Annotated in this window: 26 protein-coding genes and 1 pseudogene; 19 read left to right on the forward strand and 8 right to left on the reverse strand. The window is 45.3% G+C overall.

What is annotated here, in order from left to right:
• Positions 1-304: 304 nt before the first annotated feature.
• From purL to QUA01_RS10165, 3 genes are all read left to right on the forward strand, one after another.
• Entirely contained in the window at positions 305-2,797 is a 2,493-nt protein-coding gene (purL, locus tag QUA01_RS10155; RefSeq protein WP_333092567.1) for a phosphoribosylformylglycinamidine synthase subunit PurL, read from the forward strand.
• A gap of 343 nt (positions 2,798-3,140) precedes the next feature.
• Entirely contained in the window at positions 3,141-4,607 is a 1,467-nt protein-coding gene (gene purF, locus QUA01_RS10160) for an amidophosphoribosyltransferase (protein WP_333092618.1), read from the forward strand.
• A gap of 778 nt (positions 4,608-5,385) precedes the next feature.
• Positions 5,386-6,471: a fatty acid desaturase gene (locus QUA01_RS10165; RefSeq protein ID WP_194071098.1), complete on the forward strand. Its 1,086-nt coding sequence runs from the start codon at positions 5,386-5,388 to the stop codon at positions 6,469-6,471.
• Positions 6,472-6,777: 306 nt separating this feature from the next.
• Here the strand turns inward: QUA01_RS10165 and rbsK are convergent, their stop codons facing one another.
• Positions 6,778-7,704, reverse strand: coding sequence for a ribokinase (gene rbsK, locus QUA01_RS10170; protein WP_333092617.1), 927 nt, complete (start codon positions 7,702-7,704; stop codon positions 6,778-6,780).
• A 235-nt stretch (positions 7,705-7,939) separates the two neighbouring features.
• Between rbsK and nblR the strand changes: the two genes are divergently transcribed.
• The 5 genes and pseudogenes from nblR (at position 7,940) to QUA01_RS10195 (ending at position 10,615) form a co-directional block, all read left to right on the forward strand.
• Positions 7,940-8,635, forward strand: coding sequence for a response regulator transcription factor NblR (gene nblR, locus QUA01_RS10175; RefSeq protein WP_194012185.1), 696 nt, complete (start codon positions 7,940-7,942; stop codon positions 8,633-8,635).
• 110 nt (positions 8,636-8,745) lie between these two features.
• Positions 8,746-9,261 (forward strand): DUF192 domain-containing protein, encoded by a 516-nt coding sequence (locus QUA01_RS10180; RefSeq protein ID WP_333090958.1) that lies wholly within the window; start codon positions 8,746-8,748, stop codon positions 9,259-9,261.
• Positions 9,262-9,666: 405 nt separating this feature from the next.
• A pseudogene (locus QUA01_RS10185) lies at positions 9,667-9,804 on the forward strand (RNA-guided endonuclease TnpB family protein); the annotation flags it as partial.
• 3 nt (positions 9,805-9,807) lie between these two features.
• Positions 9,808-9,951: a hypothetical protein gene (locus QUA01_RS10190; RefSeq protein ID WP_333090957.1), complete on the forward strand. Its 144-nt coding sequence runs from the start codon at positions 9,808-9,810 to the stop codon at positions 9,949-9,951.
• Between the two features lie 451 nt (positions 9,952-10,402).
• Positions 10,403-10,615, forward strand: a complete 213-nt coding sequence (locus QUA01_RS10195; RefSeq protein ID WP_194012183.1) for a DUF2949 domain-containing protein — start codon at positions 10,403-10,405, stop codon at positions 10,613-10,615.
• Between the two features lie 58 nt (positions 10,616-10,673).
• On the opposite strand, the gene QUA01_RS10200 is transcribed toward QUA01_RS10195, so the two are convergent.
• From QUA01_RS10200 to trpC, 3 genes are all read right to left on the reverse strand, one after another.
• Positions 10,674-11,831 carry a pyridoxal-phosphate-dependent aminotransferase family protein gene (locus tag QUA01_RS10200; protein WP_194070099.1) on the reverse strand — a complete coding sequence of 386 codons (1,158 nt, stop codon included), beginning with the start codon at positions 11,829-11,831 and terminating at the stop codon, positions 10,674-10,676.
• An 86-nt stretch (positions 11,832-11,917) separates the two neighbouring features.
• Positions 11,918-12,163, reverse strand: a complete 246-nt coding sequence (locus tag QUA01_RS10205; RefSeq protein ID WP_333090955.1) for a DUF5340 domain-containing protein — start codon at positions 12,161-12,163, stop codon at positions 11,918-11,920.
• A 352-nt stretch (positions 12,164-12,515) separates the two neighbouring features.
• Positions 12,516-13,415 (reverse strand): indole-3-glycerol phosphate synthase TrpC, encoded by a 900-nt coding sequence (trpC, locus tag QUA01_RS10210; RefSeq protein WP_333090953.1) that lies wholly within the window; start codon positions 13,413-13,415, stop codon positions 12,516-12,518.
• A gap of 106 nt (positions 13,416-13,521) precedes the next feature.
• Here trpC and QUA01_RS10215 point away from each other — a divergent pair, with 106 nt between their 5' ends.
• Complete coding sequence (locus tag QUA01_RS10215) at positions 13,522-13,857, forward strand: DUF433 domain-containing protein (protein ID WP_333090952.1); 336 nt, start codon at positions 13,522-13,524, stop codon at positions 13,855-13,857.
• A complete protein-coding gene (locus QUA01_RS10220) occupies positions 13,854-14,213 on the forward strand; it encodes a DUF5615 family PIN-like protein (RefSeq protein ID WP_333090951.1) in 360 nt (119 codons plus the stop codon). The genes QUA01_RS10215 and QUA01_RS10220 overlap by 4 nt, the downstream gene beginning before the upstream one ends.
• 260 nt (positions 14,214-14,473) lie before the next feature.
• On the opposite strand, the gene QUA01_RS10225 is transcribed toward QUA01_RS10220, so the two are convergent.
• From QUA01_RS10225 to QUA01_RS10235, 3 genes are all read right to left on the reverse strand, one after another.
• Positions 14,474-14,899: a helix-turn-helix domain-containing protein gene (locus QUA01_RS10225; RefSeq protein ID WP_333090949.1), complete on the reverse strand. Its 426-nt coding sequence runs from the start codon at positions 14,897-14,899 to the stop codon at positions 14,474-14,476.
• A complete protein-coding gene (locus tag QUA01_RS10230) occupies positions 14,862-15,161 on the reverse strand; it encodes a type II toxin-antitoxin system HigB family toxin (RefSeq protein ID WP_333090948.1) in 300 nt (99 codons plus the stop codon). Before QUA01_RS10230 ends, QUA01_RS10225 begins: the two co-directional genes overlap by 38 nt.
• A 102-nt stretch (positions 15,162-15,263) precedes the next feature.
• The gene (locus QUA01_RS10235; protein WP_333090947.1) at positions 15,264-16,694 is read right to left on the reverse strand and encodes an NB-ARC domain-containing protein; all 1,431 of its coding nucleotides are present in this window, start codon (positions 16,692-16,694) and stop codon (positions 15,264-15,266) included.
• Positions 16,695-16,909: 215 nt separating this feature from the next.
• Here QUA01_RS10235 and QUA01_RS10240 point away from each other — a divergent pair, with 215 nt between their 5' ends.
• The 9 genes from QUA01_RS10240 (at position 16,910) to QUA01_RS10280 (ending at position 23,031) form a co-directional block, all read left to right on the forward strand.
• Positions 16,910-17,413, forward strand: a complete 504-nt coding sequence (locus QUA01_RS10240) for a hypothetical protein (protein ID WP_194070087.1) — start codon at positions 16,910-16,912, stop codon at positions 17,411-17,413.
• 33 nt (positions 17,414-17,446) lie between these two features.
• Entirely contained in the window at positions 17,447-17,980 is a 534-nt protein-coding gene (locus tag QUA01_RS10245; protein ID WP_333265816.1) for a hypothetical protein, read from the forward strand.
• A 293-nt stretch (positions 17,981-18,273) separates the two neighbouring features.
• Entirely contained in the window at positions 18,274-18,702 is a 429-nt protein-coding gene (locus tag QUA01_RS10250) for a hypothetical protein (RefSeq protein ID WP_333156900.1), read from the forward strand.
• A 51-nt stretch (positions 18,703-18,753) separates the two neighbouring features.
• Entirely contained in the window at positions 18,754-19,095 is a 342-nt protein-coding gene (locus QUA01_RS10255) for a type II toxin-antitoxin system RelE/ParE family toxin (protein ID WP_333090944.1), read from the forward strand.
• Positions 19,096-19,118: 23 nt separating this feature from the next.
• Entirely contained in the window at positions 19,119-19,460 is a 342-nt protein-coding gene (locus tag QUA01_RS10260; RefSeq protein ID WP_194070083.1) for a helix-turn-helix transcriptional regulator, read from the forward strand.
• A gap of 226 nt (positions 19,461-19,686) precedes the next feature.
• Positions 19,687-20,721 (forward strand): mechanosensitive ion channel family protein, encoded by a 1,035-nt coding sequence (locus QUA01_RS10265; RefSeq protein ID WP_333090943.1) that lies wholly within the window; start codon positions 19,687-19,689, stop codon positions 20,719-20,721.
• Positions 20,718-22,064 (forward strand): DUF2254 domain-containing protein, encoded by a 1,347-nt coding sequence (locus QUA01_RS10270; protein ID WP_333090942.1) that lies wholly within the window; start codon positions 20,718-20,720, stop codon positions 22,062-22,064. The genes QUA01_RS10265 and QUA01_RS10270 overlap by 4 nt, the downstream gene beginning before the upstream one ends.
• Before the next feature lie 254 nt (positions 22,065-22,318).
• Positions 22,319-22,645 (forward strand): nucleotidyltransferase domain-containing protein, encoded by a 327-nt coding sequence (locus QUA01_RS10275; protein ID WP_333090941.1) that lies wholly within the window; start codon positions 22,319-22,321, stop codon positions 22,643-22,645.
• A complete protein-coding gene (locus tag QUA01_RS10280; RefSeq protein WP_333090940.1) occupies positions 22,642-23,031 on the forward strand; it encodes a HEPN domain-containing protein in 390 nt (129 codons plus the stop codon). Before QUA01_RS10275 ends, QUA01_RS10280 begins: the two co-directional genes overlap by 4 nt.
• Positions 23,032-23,217: 186 nt before the next feature.
• Here the strand turns inward: QUA01_RS10280 and lpdA are convergent, their stop codons facing one another.
• Positions 23,218-24,654 carry a dihydrolipoyl dehydrogenase gene (gene lpdA / locus QUA01_RS10285; protein ID WP_333090938.1) on the reverse strand — a complete coding sequence of 479 codons (1,437 nt, stop codon included), beginning with the start codon at positions 24,652-24,654 and terminating at the stop codon, positions 23,218-23,220.
• Positions 24,655-24,688 lie beyond the last annotated feature (34 nt).

The following is a 24,688-nucleotide window of genomic DNA, read 5'->3' on the forward strand; positions in this document are numbered from 1 at the left end:
AGCTAATCGGAGTCACAAGAAACTGGTAGGATCTTTGAGATTAAGTTGACAAAAATGCAGCCTCCTCAATCTATGCTAAAACTTAAAATCTGAATGCTTTTATCAACAAAAAACTCCCCCTCCTAAAAATAAGCATTAGCAGTCTTGGACTCACGGGCGATCGTAAACCGGGTTTTTTACCGAAAAAATGCCTTCCCACCTGCAGATTAAATCAAAAAACCGGTTTTTTCGATCTTGATGCCTAAGTTCTGATTTAAAGAATCCCTAATTGGGATGTAAAATCTACAAAACGATCGCAATTATTATGCCAAACCTCCCATTTTCTCCCGAACAAATTGCCGCCGAAAGACTCAAACCCGAAGAATACGAAGAAATTGTTCAGCGCCTCGGCCGCCATCCCAACAAAGCTGAATTGGGAATGTTCGGCGTGATGTGGAGCGAACACTGCTGCTACAAAAATTCGCGACCGCTATTAAAACAGTTTCCCACAGAGGGATCTCGCATTCTGGTCGGGCCTGGAGAAAATGCCGGTGTCGTAGACTTGGGAGACGGTTTGCAACTTGCCTTCAAAATAGAATCTCACAACCACCCGTCTGCAGTCGAACCATTCCAAGGCGCAGCAACAGGAGTAGGTGGCATTCTTCGCGATATCTTCACAATGGGTGCTCGCCCGATCGCACTTTTAAACTCCCTACGTTTCGGCAACTTAGATGATAGCAAAACTCAGAGATTATTCAAAGGCGTAGTATCGGGAATCAGTCATTACGGAAACTGCATCGGCGTACCCACAGTTGGCGGAGAAGTTTACTTCGATGAAGCCTATTCCGGCAACCCCTTAGTTAATGTCATGGCCTTGGGTTTAATGGAAACTCAAGAAATAGTTAAATCCGGCGCATCGGGAATCGGGAATCCCGTGCTTTACGTCGGTTCCACTACGGGCAGAGATGGCATGGGAGGAGCGAGTTTTGCCAGTGCAGAATTGACCGACAAATCAATGGACGATCGCCCCGCCGTTCAAGTAGGAGATCCGTTTTTAGAAAAATCCTTAATTGAAGCTTGTTTAGAAGCATTCAAAACCGGCGCAGTCGTCGCCGCCCAAGACATGGGTGCAGCCGGAATTACTTGCTCGACATCAGAAATGGCAGCCAAAGGCGGCGTCGGAATTGAATTTGATTTAGACAAAGTTCCGGTGCGAGAAAGCGGCATGGTTCCCTACGAATACCTGCTTTCGGAATCGCAAGAACGGATGTTGTTTGTAGCTCAAAAAGGACGGGAACAGGAATTAATCGAGATTTTTCACCGCTGGGGATTGCACGCCGTAGTCGCGGGGACAGTGATCGAAGAGCCGATCGTCCGAATTCTCTTTAAAGGCGAAATCGCGGCCGAAATTACCGCGACTGCTTTGGCAGACAACACGCCAATTTATCACCGCGAACTGTTGACAGAAGCGCCAGAATATGCTAGAAAAGCCTGGGAATGGACGGCGGATTTGTTGCCGGAATGCACCGCTCTTGGGATTGAAGTTAAGGGTGAGTTCCAAACTTGGAATCAGATTTTACTGACGCTGTTAGATACTCCCACCATCGCTTCTAAACGCTGGGTTTATCGCCAATACGACCATCAAGTTCAAAATAATACTGTGCTGTTACCCGGAGGCGGTGATGCTGCGGTTGTCAGGTTGCGTCCTCTAGAAACTTCCATTGTTAACGATAATTCCTCAAAGGTGGATGCTGTCTCCGAAGCTCAGGAAATTTTAGAAGCAGATGCAGCTATTCCCTTATTTTCAAAGGGACAAGGTAGAAAGATTGTCGAAGTTGCTGCACCTCTGGATTCGGAAGGACACGTAAAGGTTATTCCCGGAGTTGCTGCAACGGTTGACTGCAATTCTCGCTATGTTTATCTTGACCCCTACGAAGGTGCAAAAGCGGTAGTTGCAGAAGCGGCGAGAAATTTGAGTTGTGTTGGTGCTGAACCTTTGGCTGTTACGGATAATCTCAATTTTGGCAGTCCTGAAAAGCCTGTCGGATATTGGCAGTTAGCGTCAGCTTGTCGGGGAATTGCTGATGCTTGTCGCGAGTTGGGAACTCCTGTTACTGGCGGTAATGTTTCTCTTTACAATGAAACGGTTGATGCTGTGGGGAATCCTGTACCAATTTATCCGACTCCGGTCATCGGAATGGTGGGGTTGATTCCAGATTTGACGAAGATTTGCGGCCAAGCTTGGCAAAAAGAGGGAGATTTCATTTATCTGCTGGGAATTGGGAATGTATCCGAAAATTCTCAGGTGCAAACTTCGCCGACTTTGGGCGGTTCGGAATATTTGGCTACTGTTCACGGTACGATCGCGGGTAAGCCACCAGTTATAGATTTTGAGTTGGAAAGACGAGTGCAAAAAGCTTGTCGGGATGGCATTGGCAGCGGTTGGGTACGCTCTGCTCACGATTGTGCGGAGGGAGGAATCGCGATCGCCCTGGCTGAATGCTGCATTTCTGGTAAACTTGGTGCCAAAATCCACCTTTCCCCAAATTCGTCGCAGTCTCAGCGTTGGGATGAATTGCTGTTTGGCGAAATGGGAAATTGTATTTTAGTGTCGATAAGTCCTGAAAATGAGGCTGCTTGGACATCCTACTTGCAGGAGAATTTGGCCGGTAAGTGGCAGAAAATCGGCTTGGTTCGTAGTACCGAATCGTCTTTGCGGGTTTTTACTACCGACAAGGAGCCGTTAATTGAGGTTACGATCACAGAACTGGGCGATCGATACTACAATGCCATTGAACGCCGCATAGCTTCTGCCTGAAAGGTTGCACAAGCTGGAACGGATATTAGCCGCCTAACTTAATTAGTGGAGATAGCAAAATTTTAGACTCTAGTTGGGCTCCGGTGATTCCTCTGTTGGGGAGTAAACCTAAAATCTCAAATCTCAAGTGGAGAGAGTAAAATTTTAGACTCTAATCGGGCTCAGCTACTTCCTCTGTTGGGGAGTAAACCTAAAATCTAAAATCTAAAATCTAAAATCGAATGACAGATCCGTGGCAACATTAAGGGAGTGTTAAGTTATACGGCATCTTCCCCAACAAAACGCACCGGTGAAATTGCCCCGCTTACGTACCGTCCCCATTACATACAAGCCAACCCAATCTATGATTCCCAACCATTCCTTCGAGGCTGACGAGCATTCTAGCAAACCCGATAAGCCAGAGGAAGCTTGCGGCGTTTTCGGTATCTACGCACCGGGTGAAGATGTAGCCAAGTTGACCTACTTCGGTTTGTATGCTTTGCAGCACCGGGGTCAGGAATCTGCAGGAATTGCCACCTTTGAGGGTGAAACAGTTCATCTGCACAAGGATATGGGACTGGTTTCCCAAGTCTTCAACGAATCGAATTTAGGTCACTTGCCCGGTAACTTAGCCGTTGGACACACTCGCTACTCTACTACGGGTTCGTCGCGAGCGATCAACGCTCAACCTGTGGTAGTCGAAACCCGTTTGGGAAGTCTGGCTCTAGCACATAACGGGAATCTTGTCAATACTAAAGAATTGCGGGAAGAATTGCTGTCTCGCAACTGCGAGTTTGTCAGCTCGACGGATTCAGAGGCGATCGCAGTGGCGATCGGTTCGGAGGTAGACAAGGGTAAAGACTGGCTCGAAGCAGCGATCAGTGCCTTTGGTATGTGCCAAGGAGCCTTTAGTTTGACGATCGCCACCCCGATCGGGGTGATGGGAGTCCGCGACCCCCACGGCGTTCGCCCGCTGGTAATTGGCACTCTCCCCACAGCTCCGGTACGGTACGTTTTAGCGTCGGAAACTTGCGGCTTAGATATTATCGGTGCTGAATTTTTGCGGGATGTAGAACCGGGGGAATTAGTTTGGATTACAGAAGAAGGTATGGCTTCCTTCCACTGGAGCCAGCAGCAAAAGCGCAAACTTTGCATCTTTGAAATGATCTATTTTGCTCGACCTGACAGCATTATGGAAGGTGAAAATTTGTACAGCTACCGACTGCGGATCGGACGTATGTTGGCAGCAGAATCTCCCGTTGATGCTGATATAGTCATCGGCGTTCCCGATTCTGGAATCCCGGCGGCGATCGGCTTTTCTCAAGCTTCCGGCATTCCTTACGCCGAAGGATTAATTAAAAATCGCTACGTCGGGCGCACTTTTATTCAACCGACTCAGGCCATGCGGGAGTCAGGAATCCGCATGAAACTCAACCCTCTCAGAGATGTGTTGGACGGAAAGCGAGTAATCATTATCGACGATTCGATCGTGCGCGGCACTACTAGCCGCAAAATCGTCAAAGCCTTGCGGGATGCGGGCGCGACTGCAGTACACATGAGAGTTTCCTCGCCGCCGGTGACTCATCCTTGTTTCTACGGAATAGACACCGACAATCAAGATCAGTTGATTGCTGCTACCAAGTCAGTCGCAGAAATCGCCACTCTAATGGAGGTGGATTCCTTGGCTTTCTTGAGTAGAGAGGGAATGCTGAAGGCGACTAACGAAGATACGAAAAGTTTCTGTTCGGCCTGTTTCACCGGCGATTATCCGATCGACATTCCAGAAGTGGTAAAACGGTCTAAGCTGATCTTAGAAAAGGCTGCAACCTAGAAAAACTAAACGCTAGAAAGCGATCGCGCATCAGTCGATTTGAGATTGACTTATTCGCGCGTGCGGAATGCGAGTCCGCACGCGCGATCCAATCTGATCGAGTGTCAATCGACCGGATATGATATGACTTGCAGCGCAGTCAATCTAGGAGTTTGAACGAAAATCTAAAATGCTTGAATTCTCGAAAATTTTTGGGGGATTTCATCCATTTTTGAGTGGTCACTTTCAACAATTTATGAATTTTAAAAATTTTCTGAAAAGTCTTGCCAAGTGTGTGTAGAAATGTTAAATTAACTTAGCTATTGCAACTCTTGCAGAATTAGTGAATTGTAGCGAATTGCCAGTTGGGTAGAACTTGCGGGAAACCCAAGACTCGGATTTAAGGTTTGAGATTAAATAAAAAATCTAAAATCTAAAATCTAAAATCTAAAATCGCTCGGCCTTCCCTACACTATCGTTAACAATTCCTGCCGGAAGCGCTATAGGCCACCTGCGGACTGGAGGTACTGCCTCCAGAAGTGCGATATCAGATTAAAATCGCATTTCGTACTAACAACGAACACAGGAATTTTTTTTAGATAACAGGGTCGATCGCACTAAATTTTCCCACACAAGTATTTGACAAGCCAACTTGCTTGAGAATCGCGGGAGGGCTATTCATGCGAACTAAAGAACTTTAGAAACCCTTGCAGAGTAAAAAATATGGCTCCTTCCGAGCCCAAAGTGAAAGTTAAAAGGCGAAATGCGGTTTCTCAAGTCAGCTTAAATCGGAAACTTCGTGCAATCAAATACTCTTCTCAATCCGCCGAGCGATAAAAGCTCATCCTCCCGTACAAAAGAGTTACCTTTTACTCTTCAAGATGTTAAAGCAGCCATTCCAGCCCATTGTTTTGAACCCTCGACAGGGAAATCTCTAGCTTATTTCTTTTTAGATATTGGCATCATCGCAGGTTTATACGCGATCGCCTACAGCCTCGATTCATGGTGGTTTTATCCAATCTTTTGGTTGATGCAGGGAACCATGTTTTGGGCGTTGTTTGTAGTAGGCCACGACTGCGGGCACGGTTCATTTTCTAAGAAAAAATGGCTGAATAACCTGATCGGACACCTCTCCCACGCTCCAATTCTCGTACCCTTCCACGGTTGGCGGATCAGCCACAGAACCCACCACGCGAATACAGGCAGCTTGGATAACGATGAAAGCTGGTATCCAGTGTCGGAAAGCAAATACAATCAAATGCCCTGGTATGAGAAGCTGGGACGCTTTTATTTGATGTTATTTGCCTATCCAATTTATCTGTTTCGTCGATCGCCCGATCGGGTAGGTTCTCACTTCATGCCCGGTAGCCCGATTTTCCGTCCTTCCGAAAAATGGGATGTGTTGACGAGTTCCGCATCCTTAGTATTGATGGTAGGCTTTTTAGGCGCATTAACCTACCAATTTGGTTGGTTGTTTTTACTCAAGTTCTACCTGGTTCCCTACGTAATCTTTGTAATGTGGCTGGATTTGGTAACATTCCTGCACCACACAGAAGCCGATATTCCTTGGTATCGCGGAGATGACTGGTATTTCTTGAAAGGTGCGCTATCTACGATCGATCGCGATTACGGATTCATCAACTCCATCCATCACGACATCGGCACCCACGTCGCCCACCACATTTTCTCGACAATGCCGCACTATCACTTGAAGGAAGCAACCGAAGCAATTAAACCATTGTTGGGCGATTATTATCGCAAGTCAACCGATCCAATTTGGAAGAGCTTTATTCGCTCTTACTGGGATTGTCACTTTGTCTCCGATACAGGTTCTGGGGTTTACTACGAATCGCCTAACACTCGGCCATCGTCCGAAGTTAAGTAGCTTCAACTAGACAATAAAATACCCCAAGGACTCACTCTGGGGCGATCGGAAACCGGGTTTTTTTGACAATAATTCTTCGCACTAACCTGTAGATTAACTGAAAAACCCGGTGTATGGGCCCTTGCGTGCGTCCGCCCAGACGTAAAAACCAGACTTCTTAAAAGAAACCTGGTTTTTTCATTTTTTGTGCTCGTTATATCAAGTCCGATCGATTACCATAACAAACGCGGCACGCGCGATCCAATTTATTGCTATCAATCGATCGGACACACCGTACAAACTGCCGTCTTCCTATAGATCGAATATTTAAGCAATAAGTCTATTCTGCAAAAAACGATCGAACGTTGCGCGATCGGGCATAGCAGCTTGAGCGCCCGCTTTCGTTGCACACAGAGCGCCCGCTGCTGCGCCCCACACCACTGCTTCACGGAGCGATCGACCGCCATCTAAAGCACAAGCCAATCCGCCATTAAAAGCATCGCCAGCGGCCACAGTGTCGATCGCCTCCACAGCAAAAGCCGGCACAAAAAAGCTCTCATCTGCTGTCACCGCCACCACCCCGCGATCGCCCAATTTGACAATAACATTTTCGACACCGCGTTCCTGCAACTGTTTGGCCGCTGCCATCGCCGTTTCCGTGTCATTCACCGCAAAACCGACTAACTGGCCAGCTTCCACTTCATTCGGCGTGATAATGTCAATTAGCGGATAAAGTTCGATCGGCAAATCCCCCACAGCCGGCGCAGGATCGAGAATCACTCGCACCCCCGCTTCCCGGCCAACTCTAGCAGCTTTTCGGACAACTTCCAGGGGAATTTCTAACTGTAATAGCAGCGATGTAGATTGGGGCAACAGTTTTTTCAGACATTCTATATCTGCTGCACCAACATTGTTATTCGCCCCCGGAATCACAATAATATTATTTTGACCGCTATCATCTACAGCGATAATTGCCACACCCGAATGAGTGGTTTGATCTATCAATACATTCTCTGTATTTACACCATAAGATTGTAAATTAGTCAATAATTCTTCAGCAAATTTATCATTGCCGACGCGGCCGACGATGTGGGTAAAAGTTCCAAGACGCGCGGCGGCGACAGCTTGATTTGCTCCTTTGCCGCCGCCAGCCGTCAAAAAATTGCTACCGATAATAGTTTCCCCCGGCTGCGGTAAACGGGGAGTTTTTGCTGCTAGGTCAATATTGATACTGCCGAATACGATTATGGTCATTGGTTATTGGTTATTGGTTATTGGTTATTGGTTATTGGTTATTGGTTATTGGTTATTGGTTATTGGTTATTGGTTATTGGTTATTGGTTATTGGTTGTTAATTGTTAACAAGAGCTAATAATTACTGCCAACTGCCAACTGCCAACTACCAACTACCAACTGCCAACTACCAACTGCCAACAACCAACTGCCCTCAAACGTGCTACAACAGTTATGGTCTTCACCGGTCAATTCAATGGCTGCAATTACTTTCGATCGCAATCCCCGTGTCCTGCTAGTAGAAACAGACGAAGTTCTCGCCGGACACTTGAGTCTCGACTTAAAATCTTCAGGCTACGAACCGGTAATAGCTTCAAATACCGCCGCCGGCCAACATTTAGCCCGTGAATTGCAGCCAGCTTTGATTGTAATCGATCGCATACTCGGCCCTGAGTCGGGACTGTCGCTGTGTTCTCACCTCCGAAGCAGCGGCAATCGGGTACCGGTGTTATTATTGATCGGTCGTGATACAGTTGACGATCGCGTGGCTTGTCTGGAAGCAGGGGCGGACGATTATTTTCTCAAACCTTACCGCACTGACGAGTTTTTGCACTTGGTACGCTTGTATTTGCAGCCGGAACGCCCCAGCAGCGAACAGTTGAGGTTTGGCGATTTAGTTTTGGATTTGGCTTCTAGGCGCGCCCTCCGCAACGGACGGACGATCGACCTGACGATGAAAGAATTTGAGCTGCTAAAGTATTTGATGGAACATCCCCGCGAGGTTTTGACTCGGGAACAAATTCTAGAGAATGTTTGGGGTTACGACTTTCTGGGCGAGTCGAATGTGATAGAAGTTTACATCCGCTATCTGCGGCTCAAGATTGAAGATGAAGGCGAAAAACGCTTGATTCAGACGGTGCGGGGTGTTGGCTACGTGATGCGTGAAGCTTGAAGCAGTCATTAGTCATCAGTCATTAGTCAGTTGTCAGTTGACAGTTGTCAGTTGTCAGTTGTCATCACTCAACGCAGTCAACAGTCAACAGTCAACAATATAAAATCATTATGAGTTATTTCGCTACTTTCCTAAATATTGGGGTAATTATATTTTTGCTGGGATGTTCGCCGGCTTTACCTGTCGCGGATGCTGGTGTTACTGGCATTTTAGCCTCGCAGTCTCCGACGGCGACAACATCGGGTCAAGTGCTGCCTATTTCTGCTAGAGCTCGGATAGCCGATCGCCAGATCGAACTCGAAGTCGCTAAAACATCGGAACAACAGGCTATGGGTTTAATGTACAGAACTTCTCTGGCCGATGACAGAGGAATGCTGTTTGAGTTTAAACCGGCGCGGTGGGTCAATTTTTGGATGAAAAATTGCCAGATTTCTCTGGATATGATTTTTCTGCAGGATGGAGTAGTCACAGCTATCGCAGCCGAGGCGCCTCCCTGTACAGCCGAGCCTTGTCCTACCTACGGGCCTGATACTCCTGTCGATCGAGTGATCGAACTTCGTGGCGGGCGGGCTGCTGAACTCGGTGTCAAAGTGGGCGATCGGATTGAAATCGAGTTTTTCAAGTAATAATTATCACCCGTCATAGCGTTTCCGGTTGCATCGGAATAATCAAATCTAGTCAACAGTCAACACTCAACCATTCAGTTTTTTGACCAGTCAACAGTCAACAATCAACAGTCAACAGTCAACAGTCAACAATCAACAATCAACAATCAACAGTCAACAGTCAACAGTCAACAGTCAACAGTCATGTATGAGCTCAACCGGAATTGATATCACTCTCCGTTCAGATCCGGCTGAGTTCGGCTTTGTATAACCAGCAAAAATTTATAAACTTTACAAAAATTTACAAAATTTGTTAGATTATTAATGTAAGATTCAGCACAAATAGGAAAAGATTTGCTACGATGTCAATCTCAGTCAGTCTAGACTTGAGCTTGTTTGTGGAAGCTGTAGATTGTGCGTCGCAGGTCTTACAATATTTTTAGAAAAGCAATCCCAAATGCTTTTAGTAATGGGATAGAGAGCTGCGTAGTTCAGCCGAGGCGGGTTAATCTGCTCGAAGTGAGAGCGAAAGGGGAGGGACTCAACGCCTCCCGTGTCATGTAATAAATGACTATACTTTTACAAGCTATGAGACGAGTCAGCGACTCGTTATCAATCCTGAGAGACGGTGGTGGTCTCCAAGACCTCGATCGCGAAAGGCAATTTTCTGGAACTTCAGGCGATCGACCTCAATCTACTAAACCTATCTGAAGTAAGATGCGACGCGCTAAATTAATTGGCAAAGTTGATCTCAGGTAGCAGATTCGGGTTCGATCAAAATATCTGACCAATATTGCGGCAGTAAATTTGCGGATTCTGCATTTTCGCAGATGAAGCTAGACTCTGAACCTAGTTTATTAGTTTTCAGTAGCAGAATTTATTTCCGATTCGTGCTTCACAGATGCCGAGGTATTCAGTTTAGGTTTTGATCGCGATCTATTGAGCGTTCGGGCTATCCGCAAAAGTACAAAATCTTTTGGTTTTTGGGAAAGATTGGCTTTCAACTCCCACCCAGCACTAAGTTTCACATTTTCAACAACCGCTAATACTGTTAAAACAGCTAAGCCACGGTTAAAAGACAGATTTAAAACTGGCTTATTACTAATCACAAACATCAGGTTCACATCAGAAAATGGTGTCCTATACTTGGAGGCAAAATGACATGGCACCCGCTACTTACACTAAATTAATTCGATTTTTACAAGAAGATTTGGCGATTTCTCCCGCTTCAATAGCCGTAGCCGAACGTCGTGGCGACAAACAGCGGCAGCGCGACAAAGACCCGAATTCGTTGCCGATGGTTCTGTGGCAGTACGGTTTAGTCACTCTCGACCAGTTGGATAAAATCTTTGATTGGTTGGCGCAAGCATATTAAAAGGATTTTAGATTTTAGATAATAAAATCCCAAATCCAAAATCCTTTAATAACTTAGATTAAGATTCTGCCAAAAGTTTCGCAGCAGCGGCAACGCCGGCACCAGGAGTATAGCCTTCATGGCCCAATTCTTGCAATACGACTTCCAAGGCGGAAATAGCTGCTAGAATATCGCGATCGCACACAAAGCCCAAATGACCGATTCGGAAGATTTTACCTTTCAAATGGTCTTGTCCATCGGCTAGAGCAATATCAAATCTCTTTCTCATCAAAGTCCGCACTTTTTGAGCATCTACAGATTCAGGCGGCATCACCGAAGTAATCGCAGGGCTGGCTGCACCGTCAGCCGCGAACAACGGCAAACCTAAAGCTTTTACAGCAGCGCGAGTAGTTGTCATCAACCGTTTGTGCCGCGCGAAAACGTTTTCTAACCCTTCGGCTTTCATCATCTGCAATGTTACTTGCAGTCCAAAAAACATATTGACCGGGGGAGTAAAAGGAGTGGTATTTTTGGCAGCGTCTTTGCTATATTTGCCCAAATCCAAATAATAGCGGGGCAGCGTCGCAGTTTTGTAAGCTTTCCAAGCTTTCGGACTAACAGCCACAAAACCTAAACCTGGGGGAATCATGTAAGCTTTCTGAGAACCAGAAGCAATCACGTCAATTCCCCAAGCGTCCATCGGTACGTTGGCAGCACCTAAACTGGTGACAGCATCGACCATGATTAAAGCTTCGCCGTGGGCTTTGACGTGGCGGTTGATGGTTTCGAGGTCGTTGAGAACGCCCGTGGAGGTTTCCGAGTGGGTGATGATGACAGCTTTGATTTGCTTTTCTGTATCAGCTTCCAGTTTTTCGCGGAAATTTTCGGGGTCTAATTGTTGGCCCCACTCGGCTTTGATGATTTCGACATTTAAACCGTAGGCTTCTGCGACTTCGGCCCAGCGTTCGCCAAATTTACCGTTGGTGCCGACCAAAACTCGATCGCCCGCACTCAAGAAATTAATTATCCCAGCTTCCATCGCGCCGGTACCAGAAACCGTTAAACTCAGCACGTCACTTTTGGTTTGGTGCAGCCATTTGAGGTTTTCGGTACATTCTGCAAAAATCGCGTCAAATTCCTTGCTGCGGTGGCCCATCGGGTGTTTTGCCATCGCTAACAATGCCGCTTCAGGTACCGGCGTCGGGCCGGGAATCATCAGCATTAATTTGTTGTCCATAATTCTGTCCTAACTTTTTCTGTGGGAGTTAATAGAATAAATCAAAAATTGAAACTTTAAAGTCTGCACTCTAAGTTTTTTAACTTTTAATTTTTAACTCCCGTAGAGTTAGTTTCATTTAGAGACCAGCGATATTCTACCGCTAAGTTCGATCGCTGGCAGCTTTGTTCTAATTGCTTTTGAATCGCCAGGGCTTTGCGGAGTGTAATAATAAGTTGGTGAACTTGTTGCTGCTGCGGCGATTGTGGACTAACAGCCAACATTGTTTTGCGTTCTAACAATTGAAGTAGCAATTCATAATGAATGTACGAAGGCAGGGGAATTGGCTCCATGAAAGCTAAAATACCTCAGCGAACAGACACCCCATTACCATTGCATGGGGCATCGCAGGTGGACATTAGATGCCTGATTTTTTATCGGTTTGCTAGCCGTACAAAAACCCCAGCTTTGCCGATCAAATTTTCGGGGGCTGGGTGCGTTGGCAGCGCTAAATTTTGCGATCGACTAACCAGAGCGAATAGATTTAATTGGTTTTTTGCCAGCTATTTCTATGAAATATAGCTGCGAATGCTAATTTTTCATAAATTAAGCGATTGAGTCGATACAGGCCAGAAATGCTGATTATTTACATACTTAATCATTTTCTATCAGAATTCAGGGGTGTTTGTCAAGCGGTCTGGCCTTTTAGGTTTGCGGATGAGCCTTGGCTAGGGAGGCTAAAACAGCGCCCGGATCCGGCTGTTTGACTAGGGACTCGCCGATGAGGACGGCTTGGACTCCGGCGCTGGCTACTTGGCTGAGGTCGTCTGCTGTGTGGATTCCTGACTCGCTGACGGTGAGGATGTTTTTTGCTTGGATGTCGGTTTGGCGATCGGCTAATAGTTGACCGGTGGTTTCTAGGCTGACGGAAAAGTTTTCTAGGTTGCGGTTGTTGATGCCGATTAATTCGACGCCTTGTAGGGTTAATACTCGATCGAGTTCTTCGAGAGTGTGAACTTCGATTAAAGCAGTCATGCCCAATGTCTTGACAATTTTTACAAAGTATTGTAAGTCTTTGTCAGATAGAATGCTGGCAATTAACAATACAGCATCTGCGCCGTGAATGCGGGCGAGATAGATTTGGTAGGGATAGATAATAAACTCTTTGCAAAGTAGTGGCAATTCGACGGCGGCACGGATTTTAGCGAGGTTGTCGAAGCTACCTTGAAAGAACTTTTCATCGGTGAGTACGGAGATGCAGCTAGCGCCGTTTTGTTGGTATGCTAGGGCGATCGCCACGGGGTCGAAATCTTCACGAATTACGCCTTTGCTGGGAGAAGCTTTTTTGACTTCGGCGATGATGGCGGGTGTGGTTTTACCGTTTTTGAGCGCGCCGAGGAAGTCGCGGATGGGGGGCGCAAAGGGGAGTCTTTTGTGAAGTTCGGCTAGCGGGGTGCGATCGCGCTTTTGGGCCACTTCTGCCTCTTTTTGCCAGACGATTTCTTCGAGGATGTGGCGGGGTTCGGAGTCGGGTACGGCGATTTCGTAGCTGAGGTAGAGTACGGAGACTGAGGTGCTGGGGGGACGGCGGCGGATTGGAAGCATGATAGGGGGGATTAAGGGCGATCGCGACAAGTTTCTATTATAGAAGGTCGATCGCCCTTTGCAATTATGATAAAATCTTATTAACTAAGTATTCGGAGATAAACCGATGCAACTAGAAGACTATTTTGAATTTCTCGACCCGGATGACATCCGCATCAAAGGACATCGGATCGGTATCGACGACGTGATTAAATATTACTTGGATGGATATTCGCCCGACCAAATTCTGGAAGAATTACCGAGTCTAAATTTAGAGAAAATTTACGCGACACTAACTTATTATCTGCAAAATCGGAGGCAGATGGATGCTTATATGTTGCGGCTGGCGAAGTGGCGGGAAGAACGCTATCAGGAATGGTTGGCTAAGGAACCTTCTGATGTAGTAAAGCGTGTAAGAGCAATCAAAGCACAGCGAGAACAGGAGTTACTTCTACTCAAGTGAAAATTCGTTTTTTAATCGATGAAAATTTGCCGCCTAAGCTCAAAAGTGCTGTTTTAAAACTTCAACCGGAGATAGATATTTTGCGGGTGGGCGACGCAAATGCACCGCCATTAGGAACCCTAGATCCAGAAATTATCAGCTATTTGGAATCATCGCAAAGGCTATTGGTAACGGATAACCGCAAAAGTATTCCCGGACATTTGGAGGAATATTGGGCCGGAGGGGGACAAATTTGGGGACTGTTTTGGGTGCGTCCAAGTGCAAGTTTAGGCAGATGGGCAGAAGAAATTGTGACAGTTTGGGAGACTTCGGAAGCTGAAGAATGGATTGATAAATTGGATTGGATTCCACTATAAAAAAATGATGAGAAAGTGCGTGTAGCTTAGCTATCTCGTAGGAAATCGCACTTTGGGGACGCCAAAATCCCTTCGCTAACCCGCAAGTCCGCCGGGTTGAAAACCCCCGTCTCATAGCGAAAGTCCTCTTTTAGAGGACTGAAAAGCCAATTAAATAAACAAAGGTCGATCGCAAATTTCTAAGATGGATCGGCGATTGAAATCGCGTCTAAACAAACGAAGTCCGCCTGCGCTGACTACAGAGATATGAAAGATTGTAATTAATTAAATATAAACAAACTCGGATTGACATCAAAAAACTTTCCCAAAGCCTCAGCTTGTTTTTTGGTAATTTCTAGCTGGTTATTAATGATTTGAGTTACTATCTCAAGTGTGTCCATAATTTCTACTAAATCCGCTGGCTCTAGATTTCTAGCATCCATCAAATGAAGAAGTCTTGAGTGGGGCGTTGAAGCATTTATTTGATAATGCGTTTCTTCAAAATCTTCAATTAGTTTGACTAATAGTTCTAGGAGGGTATCTTCTTCGGGGGTTAGATTGTTCCGAGAAAGCAAGCTTTCAACTATTTCTAAAAATATTTCGTTTTCATCTTCATTTTTGATAATGCGAGGTTGATATTGAGATAGCAAGCTGCTGTACCTGTCGGAGTCAAAAGTAAGGGTCATTTTTCCAGTTGTTTCTGTCATATTCTGCATGAGTCAAAATGTACTTAATATAAACAATCTGCTTTTGATAGTTAAGACTTACAATTAAGCGATATTTATTTCCTTTGACATTGAAAATTGTAAAATTTCCAACTGCTTCAGCTTGAGGATAAATGGTTTGAACTTCAATAAGTTTATTGCAGTTGGCTTGACTAGCAATTTTGTACCAATCATCGAGGGCTTCGCAGGAATCAGCATGATTTTGGCAGTAGTCTCTTAATTTTTTGCGACTGATAACGTGCATTTAGCGATCGTTCAGATGTTTTGCAGATACCTAATTCTATCAGATTTAAGTGCGATCGGCTCAAACCCCAATTTTACTAAAAGGGCGATCGGGCTTCTTGTTCTATGTTGGGGAATAGTTCGTTTTGACATACTCTTTTAGTATCGGTGCAAGGGTAAAAAATGTGCGTGAAGCGTAGCTATCCCGTAGGGAATCGTCCTTCTGGATTTTTTCAATTAATGAACGCCGTCCCAAGGATTGCATAACTTTCAAAAATTGCGATCGGGATAATCGCATATTCTCTGGCACTTTTGAGATGGAAACTGGCGCGGTTTCACTAGCTAGCCATGACATTACCTGTTTTTCTGACTCGGATAAGCGATTAAATGGCTGATGCAGTAAAGATTCTAAATCACCTAAAAATAGTGGCTCGTCAGATAAAAATTCTGATAGGCTGCCGTCAAATAAATCTTGAATCATTGTAGCAACTATTTTTAACCACAAGGGATTGCCTCTGTATAGTTCAATTAGTTCTGACCATTTTTCATGTTCCGCTAAACCTTTTTCTCTGAGGATTTCCCCCGCTTCACCACCTAAACCATTCAGTTGTAACGATCGCACTGGTTGGTTTTTGCCTTCTAATACGGCAATTTCTCTGGGTGTTTCCCAACTAAGCAACACTAAGCAACTGTTATGAGATAATTCTGCTACTTGTCGAAATAGCGTGCCGTAATCTTCGTATCCAATTTGGTAATTGCCAGCGAGTTGTCCGCTGCTATTTACCATTTGTACGTCATCGAGTATCAGCAGACAGCGGTATTTTTGCAAGTATTCCAGTAGGGGCAATCCCCCTGCGATCGTCCCATCCTCTGGCGCGGATACGGGGGCACCGCCCCTACAGAATAATTGAATTATATTTGTTTGAAGTATTGACAGGGGTGGAGATGTGGCGAGACTTCGCCAGATGACGAAATCAAATTCATGTTTGATTTGTTGGACAAGTTGTGCGGCGAGTGCGGTTTTGCCAATGCCGACTATGCCGTGTATGGCGAGTAGGCGGGTGTTTTCGTGGAGAATCCACTGTTTGAGGGTGGTGAGAGAGGTGGTGCGATCGTAGCAAATGCCAGATTTAGGCATTTCAGCTAAGAATTGACGCAATTTTGGTTCATTGTTGCCTTTGTTTAGAGGTTCTTCATCAATTGGTGAGTTGGGGACTTTTGGGGAATGTGAATTATTTTCACAGAAGTTGACTTCACCAATTTGTACAATATCTTTATTGAAGTTCCAGAAATTTGAGAATTTTACTTGCTCCAATCTGACTCTAAAATTTCCTTTATTGACTTCTTCGCCTAATACTTCTGATAGTAGCTTCCATAATGCAGAGGCAATATCTTTAATGTGACCTTCACTACAGTGAGATTCATCGGCTATTTTTGAGTATTTCTGACCTTGTAAAGTTCCCCGCAGTATCACTTCTTGCAGATTGTCTAAGTGTTTTCCCGTATTGATAAAAACTAGGTCGTCGGCAAGTTTTAAGACTTCTTGAACGTCCATAGGTCGGGTTAATGCTGGGGTTTTGCTTATTATATCCTACTCGATCCGACTTTTTCCGACCCGATCGAGTTTGTCCAGCTTTTTCTGGCGTGGGTAAATGGCAAATGATATAAAAGTGCTTACTTTATCCGACTTTTTCCGACTGGACAAGACTGAGATTTTAGAGTCACAATCATATTTAAGAGGCACTATTATAGCTTTCCCATAGGAAAAAAATGACTACACAAGCATTATCCCTCCCCCAAGCAAACTTAGAAATGGTTCTCTGGCAAGTAGATGCCGATTCAATGAGTAGTAGCGATTTGTATGTCTGGTTAAATGATCTCGGCTTGCCCCACGAAGTCACCATCAGATTGCACGAGTTGGCTACCTACACGAAAAAATCTGGTAACAAAGTTTTGGCTGTAGGGAAAATTATTCTGCTCAAAATTATCGAGTTTGTCAAAGCACATCCTAATTTAGCTACGGGCATTGCTATAGGAGTTGCTGTGGGACTATTGGTACGTTCAGTACCAGTTATCGGCCCAGTGTTAGCGCCATTGGCAGCAGTGCTAGGTATAACTGTTGGTGCGATCGCTGGACATAGACTAGATCAAGGCTACCGTCAAGTAGATGGGATAGTTGGAGTAGCACAAGACATTATTGAACTCGCCAAATTGTTTTTTCAACTACTGATTGATGTTTTTAATGCAGTTTTTATCAACGTTATCACTGCTTAAATAAGAAAATTTGAAACAATCAGGAGGCTTAATATGTCAGGAAATAAAACCCTAACTAAGGAGCAAATCCTTAAAGCGATCGAGGAATTGGCAAAAAATCCAGATGATAAACTCGGAATTTTAGCTGAGATTGGGATTGGTGTGGTAGGTGCTGGTGCTGCTGCGGGTGCTGTTGCCGCTTTCGGCGGTACATCCATATTATTTGGGCTAATAGCGGTTGCACCCCCAGTAGGATTGGTTGTTGGCGCTGCTGCTTTAGGTGCAGCAGCTCTCGTTGGAGCAAAGAGGATCATCTTTGATGGCAATTTCAACGAAGGGAAAAAAGCAGAAATGCTCCAACAGTTAAAAGAACAGCTAAGAGAGGTTGAAGCAAAAGAAAGAGCATCTAAGGTTAGAGACAGTGACAAGACAAAATTTATCGTTTCCTTGAAAGAACCAGTTAGGCTTAATCTAATTACCCCTCAAAGGGCTCAGGATTTAATGAGGGCTGTCGAAAGTGGTCAAATACCTATCACAGATGCAATTAAGATGGTTCAGGCTATAGTTGAAGCAGCTCAACCCCAATAGTCTTTTAAATCCACGACCTGAGAATGCTAAGCATAGGCTATGTTGTTCTGGTATTTCTGATAATTAACTTAGCTGCTGAAAAAGCGATCGCCCTTATATGATTGAAGTGCGATCGCTCTTTTTTCGAGTATCACTAATTCTGTTTCTCCAACACCATAGGAGATTTTTACCGCTTTGACAACCATTCATCAGACAAGCTATACTCAGTAGGAAAAAATTGGAGATCGGTTTTTGGTATAATCAAAGAATCGCGATCGCAGACAAGCCAATGGAATCTATTGAATGCAGTAACTGTGACAAATCACCAAATTTGGGATGAACTTGCTCAACTATTAGCACCGATCGCCCTAAATCACCTCGTCACCCAACATTTAGAATCCTGTAATTACAAAATAAGAGGTTACTGGGATAGCAATAATAAGTTCTATGAAGAAATTGCTTTTATTCATCCCATCTGTGCTGAGTTGATCGGGCGATCGCTCGGCACAAACATTATCAACAATCATCCGACTTCTGACTGGATTAAGCTTAAATTTTTACTCAAAGCAGATTTATCTGCTAGCGAAAACAACCTAGTTAGCGATGATGACGATGAGGAAATTGGCGAACTAACTCTGATTTTAGATACGAATCAGACAGTTATTGATGAAAACTGGCTAATTGATGTCGAATCTCCTTTTGTTGTTGCCAAAAGTCAGCCGGATTTGCAGCAGACAAGCTAGTTTGCTAATATGTCTGATTTGACATATAATCTAAAAAAACCTAAAATATAGATGGTAGATTCGGAAAGCAAACCCCTTGTCTGGCTTAGTGGGGAAGTAAAAACACCGCCTTTTTCTACTGAGGCGCGTATTCAAGCCGGATTTTTCCTGCGAAAGCTACAGGATGGCGAAAGCCTATCCATGCCTTTCTCTCGCCCTATGCCAAGCATCGGAGCTCATTGTCACGAGATCCGTCTAGCCGATTCAGGGACAAGCAAGGATTGGCGCATCATTTATCGAATAGACGTAGATGCTATCATTATACTCGATGTCTTTAACAAAACTACGAACAAAACACCGGATTTTATCATTGAAAAATGTAAAAAACGGTTGAAACAATACGACCAAATTTGAATTGATATCAGGAAGGTATTTTTATGGACACAGCTAAACGCCAACGCCTACAAGCAGCAGGATGGACTATCGGAACAGCAGAGGAATTTCTAGGACTTTCAGCAGAAGAAACAGCCTTCATAGAAATGAAACTTGCACTGAGTAAAGCCATCAAACAAAACCGGATTAACCAACAGATGACGCAGCACGAACTTGCTCAAAGAATTAAGTCCAGCCAATCAAGAGTTGCTAAAATAGAAGCTGGCGATCCTTCCGCTTCCCTCGATCTCCTGATTCGCACCTTGCTTACCTTTGGTGCTACACGCCAAGACATAGCTGACGTGATTCTTAACAGCGGTTCCTCACAAATATCTCATCTTAACTGAATTACTAAAAGTACGCACCAGCGTTCGCTTTCGCGTTCCCCTAGGGTAGCTATCCCGTCGGGAATTGCACTTTAACTTAAACCTTAACCGCCGCCCATCTACCAGCGCCCCAACCAAGATAGCAGGCATTCAGGGCGCTCCACTTCCGCAAATTCCTAACCTTTGGTAGATGCCGATTCCATCGCTTAGGCATAGAATCTGACTTGACCTATTGACTAAAACTCTTGTGAATACAACAGAAAAAATCACCGATGTTTGGAGTAAAATCCAGGCAATGGGAAACGAATTTCTGATTTTATTACCAAATATTGTACTGGCGCTGATTGTCTTCGCAATTTTCTTTTTTATTGGCAAAACCCTGAAACGAGCGGTTAGAAAACTAACCAGCGCTCACCGTCAAGCTCGCAATTTAGGATTGGTGCTGGGGCGATTAGCACAAGGAGTAACCGTTCTTACAGGATTGTTTATTGCTTTGTCGATCGTCATTCCGTCCATCAAAGCAAACGATCTCATTCAGCTATTGGGGATTAGCGGTGTGGCGATCGGGTTTGCCTTTCGCGATATCCTGCAAAATTTTCTGGCGGGTGTTTTGATCCTGCTAACTGAACCCTTCCAAATTGATGACCAAATTGTCTTCAAAAACTTTGAGGGAACTGTAGAAAATATTCAAACGCGGGCGACAATAATCAAAACCTATGATGGTAGGCGCATAGTAATTCCCAACTCGGAACTATTCACCAACTCAGTCATCGTGAACACAGCGTTTGACAATCGCCGCTTGCAGTATGACATCGGGATTGGCTACGGAGATGATATTGATACTGCCAAAAAATTAATTTTAGAGGCAATTCATGAAGTTGATGGAGTGCTAAAAAACCCAGCTCCCGATGCGATCGTCGTAGACTTGGCCGGTAGCAGTGTTAACATTCGCGCTCGCTGGTGGGTGCAGCCTCCTCGCCGTGCCGAACTCTTAGATTTTCAAGATCTCGTATTAACTAACATTAAAAACAAGCTAGTAGCAAATGGGATCGATCTGCCCTTCCCAACTCAGCAGATTTTGTTCCACGATCAGACAGAAGACACAGACGGCGATCGCAAACGTCAGCGCGAAGGCTGGCCCGCCGGACAAGCTGAAGTTCCCAAATCGCGCAGTATCAGCCGCGCCCTCAGACAACTGGCCGCAACAGAGTTTCAACGCACTAAATCTGAGGATGGCAAAGTAATTTCCAACAACAAACATACTGAGGGGAAAGATCGGTGAAAAATACGAAATTGAGCAACTTGTGGGAGTCCTTGAATTCGAGTTTCTGGTTTGTTCCCAGCGTCATGGTTTTTTTGGCGATCGCACTTTCGTTTGTCACCATTGGGATTGACCAAAATCAAAAAACCAAGCTGATTGGAGAATTGGGTTGGGCCTATACTCTAGGCCCGAGCGGCTCGCGCGCGATTCTTTCGGCGATCGCCAGTTCAATGATGAGCGTTGCTACCACAGCTTTTTCAATTACAATCGTTGCCCTTCAACTTGCATCTTCGCAGTTTGGCCCTCGCTTGCTGCGTAACTTTATGCAAGATAAGGGCAACCAAATTGTGCTGGGAACGTTCATTTCCACATTTGTATATAGCTTGATGGTGCTGCGAACGATCAACGGGTTAGATGAACATGAGTTTGTCCCCCACCTAGCAGTAACTTGTGGCATTGGTTTGGCGATCGCCAGCATTGGCGTATTGATTTATTTCATTCATCATTCTGCCTTATCAATTCAGGTCGATCATGTGATTAAATTAGTTGGTGAGGAACTTGATAATGCGATCGATCGACTGTTTCCAGAAAGTATGGGAACCAGTAAAGCTAACAACAAGCAGCAAGACAATCCATCGGACATTTCCGCCGATCTTCCAGCTAATTTTGAGCAAGATGCCCGTCCAGTTTCAACAAAGAATGGTGGCTACATTCAAGCCATTAATAATGACCAACTAATGCAAATTGCTAGCGAGCATAACCTGCTGTTACAAATTCAACAGCGTCCCGGTCGCTTTACTGTCGAAGGAAGTGAACTTGTACAAGTCTTTCCTGGAAAACAGGTAAACGAGGAACTTACATCCAAGATTAACGGTGCTTTTCTGATTGGATCGCAGCGCACGGAGCGGCAGGATGTAGAGTTTTCGATCGACCAACTCGTTGAGATTGCAGTACGCGCTCTTTCCCCAGGAATCAACGATCCATTTACGGCTATCCGCTGTATTGACCAACTGAGTGCGGCCCTTTGTCGTTTAACCCAAAGAGAAATTCCCTCTCCCTACCGCTACGACGACAGCAACCAGCTTCGGATGATTGCAGAACCCATCGCCTTTGCTGACGTGCTCGATGCAGCCTTTAACCAAATTCGACAGAATGGACAATCGAATGTAGCTGTCACGATGCGGTTGCTAGAGGCGATCGCGGTTGTGGCCCGTTTCACCGATCGAACCACACACCGAACAGCACTCAGGCGACACGCCGATCAGACTGAACGCGCCAGCCAGCAGGCAAATTTCGATGAATTAGATCGCAAAGACATTCAAGAGCGATATTTAGCAGCATTGAAAGCTATAGACCAGGATTGAGGACTACCGGAAGTTTCAATATTTCCACTACTGAATTAGTTAAGCTGTTGTGTATAGCATTTCGAGCTTTCATATGAGGTCCTGTAGGGCATAGGGCATAGGGCATAGGGCATAAGGCATACCTCACAACGCGATCGAACCGCTGTATATAAATTCTATGTCAAATAACAATTCCCCGTCTTGTGGGGAGTAGGGGTTGGGCATCCCGCCCGCCCTGAACATACAATTTAAATGTCCGACAGTTGACAACAAATATGATCGTTAACGAGAAACTTAAAAACATATTGATAGAATTACGATCGCACTTCGAGAAAATCTACGACAGCCGCCTTGTCACAATGGTACTTTACGGTTCCCAAGCGCGAGGCGATGCACATCCAGACTCAGATATAGATGTGTTAGTAGTTCTTAAAGGGCAAGTCAATCCCGGCGAAGAAATTAAAAGAACCAGCCACATTAGAGCCGATTTGTCGCTCCAAAATGATGAAGTAATTAGCTGTCTGTTTATGGACGAACAGCGATTTACACACTACAACGGGCCTTTATTGAGGAATATTCGTAAAGAGGGAATAGCTTTATGAAACCCGAACAATTAGACTTACTTCTGAAAGCTCGTCAAAGTTTATCGGCGGCAAGGCTATTACTCAATAATGGTTTCCCAGATTATGCAGCATCCCGCGCTTATTATGCCATGTTTTATATTGCTGAGGCATTTTTAGATGGCGAAGGAATGTCATTTTCGAGTCATGCCGCAGTCATTGGAGCTTTTGGCCGAGAATTTGCCCGTACAGGAAGAGTTCCTGTTGAGTTTCACAGATTCTTAATCGATGCTCAAGATTTGCGAAATAGTGGGGATTACGGGGGACTTGATACTGTAACTGTCGAACAAGCTGCGGAGCAAATTAACTGTGGTGAGCAATTTCTCGAATTAGCCCAAAATGCGATCGGCACTCTACCGCCGCCATAAAATAAGATATCCAGATACCCGACTTATTGAAAAAATCGGGTATCTAAAAATAGTCCTGGACGCGCGGGGCCAGAAACCGGGTTTTTTACGAAAATCTTTCGTTATAACCCGCAGATTAGGTAAAAAACCCGGTTTCTTTGGGCGCAGTGCATAAGTCCTGTCAAACAAGAATACCGCCCCTACAGATTAATGACTACCCGCTCCAGCCGCCCGCTTGAAAGCCTCATCCAGCACTTCCGAAAGCGTCGGGTGCGTGTGAACTCGGAACGCTAAAGTGTTCACAGAATCCCGCTGGGCGATCGCATTTGCGGCCTCCTGAATCAAATCCGAAGCGTGCAAACCAAAAATGTGAACTCCCAACAATTCCCCAGTATCTTTCCGGTAAATCACCTTAGCCATACCGTCGGTTTCACCCTCCGCAATAGCCTTAGAATTTCCCTTAAAATAACTCTTGACAGAAGCGACCTCAAACCCTTCAGCTTTTCCTAACTCTTTCGCCGCAGGTTCAGTCATTCCCACATAGCTAATTTCCGGGTGAGTAAACGCCGCCGCCGGGATGCTCAAATAGTCAACTTCCCTGGCGCGCCCGCAAATATTTTCCACAGCCGCAATTCCCTGGGCCGATGCAGCGTGCGCTAACATCATTTTGCCATTAACATCGCCGATCGCCCACAAATTCGCGATCGGTTCTCCCGCCGCCAAAACCTGCATCTTATCGTTAACGGGGATATAACCGCGCATCGTTTCCACGCCAAGAGTTTCTAACCCCAAATTCTTGCTCACCGGAACTCGCCCCGTTGCTACCAAACAAGCGTCAACTTCCAAAACTTCGACAACTTCCTTCGTTTTGAAATCAGCTAATTCAATAATTACCGGGGAACCGGGAATAATCTTCTTAGCCAACAATCCCACTTTTGTTTCAATATCGCGGGGTGTAATTAACACTCGTTCGGCCAATTTAGCAATATCTGGGTCAAAAGTCGGCATCAATTGATCTAGAGCTTCAATCATCGTAATTTCGCAGCCTAATGCTGTGTAAATATCCGAAAACTCTAAACCGATGTAACCGCTACCAATAATTGCGATCCACTTTGGTAATGATTCCAATCTGACAGCATCATCGCTGGTAAATACAGTTTTGCCGTCAATTTCTATCCCTGGGGGAACGAAAGGAATCGAACCGGGAGCGAGAATAATATCCTTGGCGGTAATCGTTTTCTCGCCTTTATCTGTTTCGACGGTAATTTTTTGAGCGGCGGCAATTTTGCCCCAACCTTGGATGATATCGACATTCAAGCGTTTGAGGCTGTTGATTAAGTCGCCGCGAAGTTTGCTAACAATAGTGTTAGCGTGATTGGCGATCGCCCCGCGATCGAAATCCACGTTTCCCAACTGAATACCCAACATCTTGAGGTGGTGGGCATTTCGCAAATCCCGCACCCGCCCGGAAGCCGCCAACAGCGCCTTGGAGGGAATGCAGCCGCGATTGACGCAAGTTCCGCCCATATCGCCCGCTTCGATAATTGCCACTTTCAGCCCGCAGCTAACCGCGTGTATGGCCGCGCCGTGTCCGCCCACGCCAGCGCCGATAATTGCTAAATCGTAATCAAATCCCTGAGTCACCTTAAAATCTCCTAATGCCTTTGAAATCTTAGGA

It is taken from the genome of Microcoleus sp. S36a_B3, from assembly GCF_036700745.1.
Taxonomy (GTDB): domain Bacteria; phylum Cyanobacteriota; class Cyanobacteriia; order Cyanobacteriales; family Microcoleaceae; genus Microcoleus.

Bases quoted from the DNA above. Each gene is read 5' to 3' on its own strand.
- purL (WP_333092567.1), top strand. From the start codon at position 305: ATGCCAAACCTCCCATTTTCTCCCGAACAAATTGCCGCCGAAAGACTC.
- purF (WP_333092618.1), top strand. From the start codon at position 3,141: ATGATTCCCAACCATTCCTTCGAGGCTGACGAGCATTCTAGCAAACCC.
- rbsK (WP_333092617.1), bottom strand. From the start codon at position 7,704: ATGACCATAATCGTATTCGGCAGTATCAATATTGACCTAGCAGCAAAA.
- nblR (WP_194012185.1), top strand. From the start codon at position 7,940: ATGGCTGCAATTACTTTCGATCGCAATCCCCGTGTCCTGCTAGTAGAA.
- QUA01_RS10180 (WP_333090958.1), top strand. From the start codon at position 8,746: ATGAGTTATTTCGCTACTTTCCTAAATATTGGGGTAATTATATTTTTG.
- QUA01_RS10190 (WP_333090957.1), top strand. From the start codon at position 9,808: ATGACTATACTTTTACAAGCTATGAGACGAGTCAGCGACTCGTTATCA.
- QUA01_RS10195 (WP_194012183.1), top strand. From the start codon at position 10,403: ATGGCACCCGCTACTTACACTAAATTAATTCGATTTTTACAAGAAGAT.
- QUA01_RS10200 (WP_194070099.1), bottom strand. From the start codon at position 11,831: ATGGACAACAAATTAATGCTGATGATTCCCGGCCCGACGCCGGTACCT.
- QUA01_RS10205 (WP_333090955.1), bottom strand. From the start codon at position 12,163: ATGGAGCCAATTCCCCTGCCTTCGTACATTCATTATGAATTGCTACTT.
- trpC (WP_333090953.1), bottom strand. From the start codon at position 13,415: ATGCTTCCAATCCGCCGCCGTCCCCCCAGCACCTCAGTCTCCGTACTC.
- QUA01_RS10215 (WP_333090952.1), top strand. From the start codon at position 13,522: ATGCAACTAGAAGACTATTTTGAATTTCTCGACCCGGATGACATCCGC.
- QUA01_RS10225 (WP_333090949.1), bottom strand. From the start codon at position 14,899: ATGACAGAAACAACTGGAAAAATGACCCTTACTTTTGACTCCGACAGG.
- QUA01_RS10230 (WP_333090948.1), bottom strand. From the start codon at position 15,161: ATGCACGTTATCAGTCGCAAAAAATTAAGAGACTACTGCCAAAATCAT.
- QUA01_RS10235 (WP_333090947.1), bottom strand. From the start codon at position 16,694: ATGGACGTTCAAGAAGTCTTAAAACTTGCCGACGACCTAGTTTTTATC.
- QUA01_RS10240 (WP_194070087.1), top strand. From the start codon at position 16,910: ATGACTACACAAGCATTATCCCTCCCCCAAGCAAACTTAGAAATGGTT.
- QUA01_RS10245 (WP_333265816.1), top strand. From the start codon at position 17,447: ATGTCAGGAAATAAAACCCTAACTAAGGAGCAAATCCTTAAAGCGATC.
- QUA01_RS10255 (WP_333090944.1), top strand. From the start codon at position 18,754: ATGGTAGATTCGGAAAGCAAACCCCTTGTCTGGCTTAGTGGGGAAGTA.
- QUA01_RS10260 (WP_194070083.1), top strand. From the start codon at position 19,119: ATGGACACAGCTAAACGCCAACGCCTACAAGCAGCAGGATGGACTATC.
- QUA01_RS10275 (WP_333090941.1), top strand. From the start codon at position 22,319: ATGATCGTTAACGAGAAACTTAAAAACATATTGATAGAATTACGATCG.
- QUA01_RS10280 (WP_333090940.1), top strand. From the start codon at position 22,642: ATGAAACCCGAACAATTAGACTTACTTCTGAAAGCTCGTCAAAGTTTA.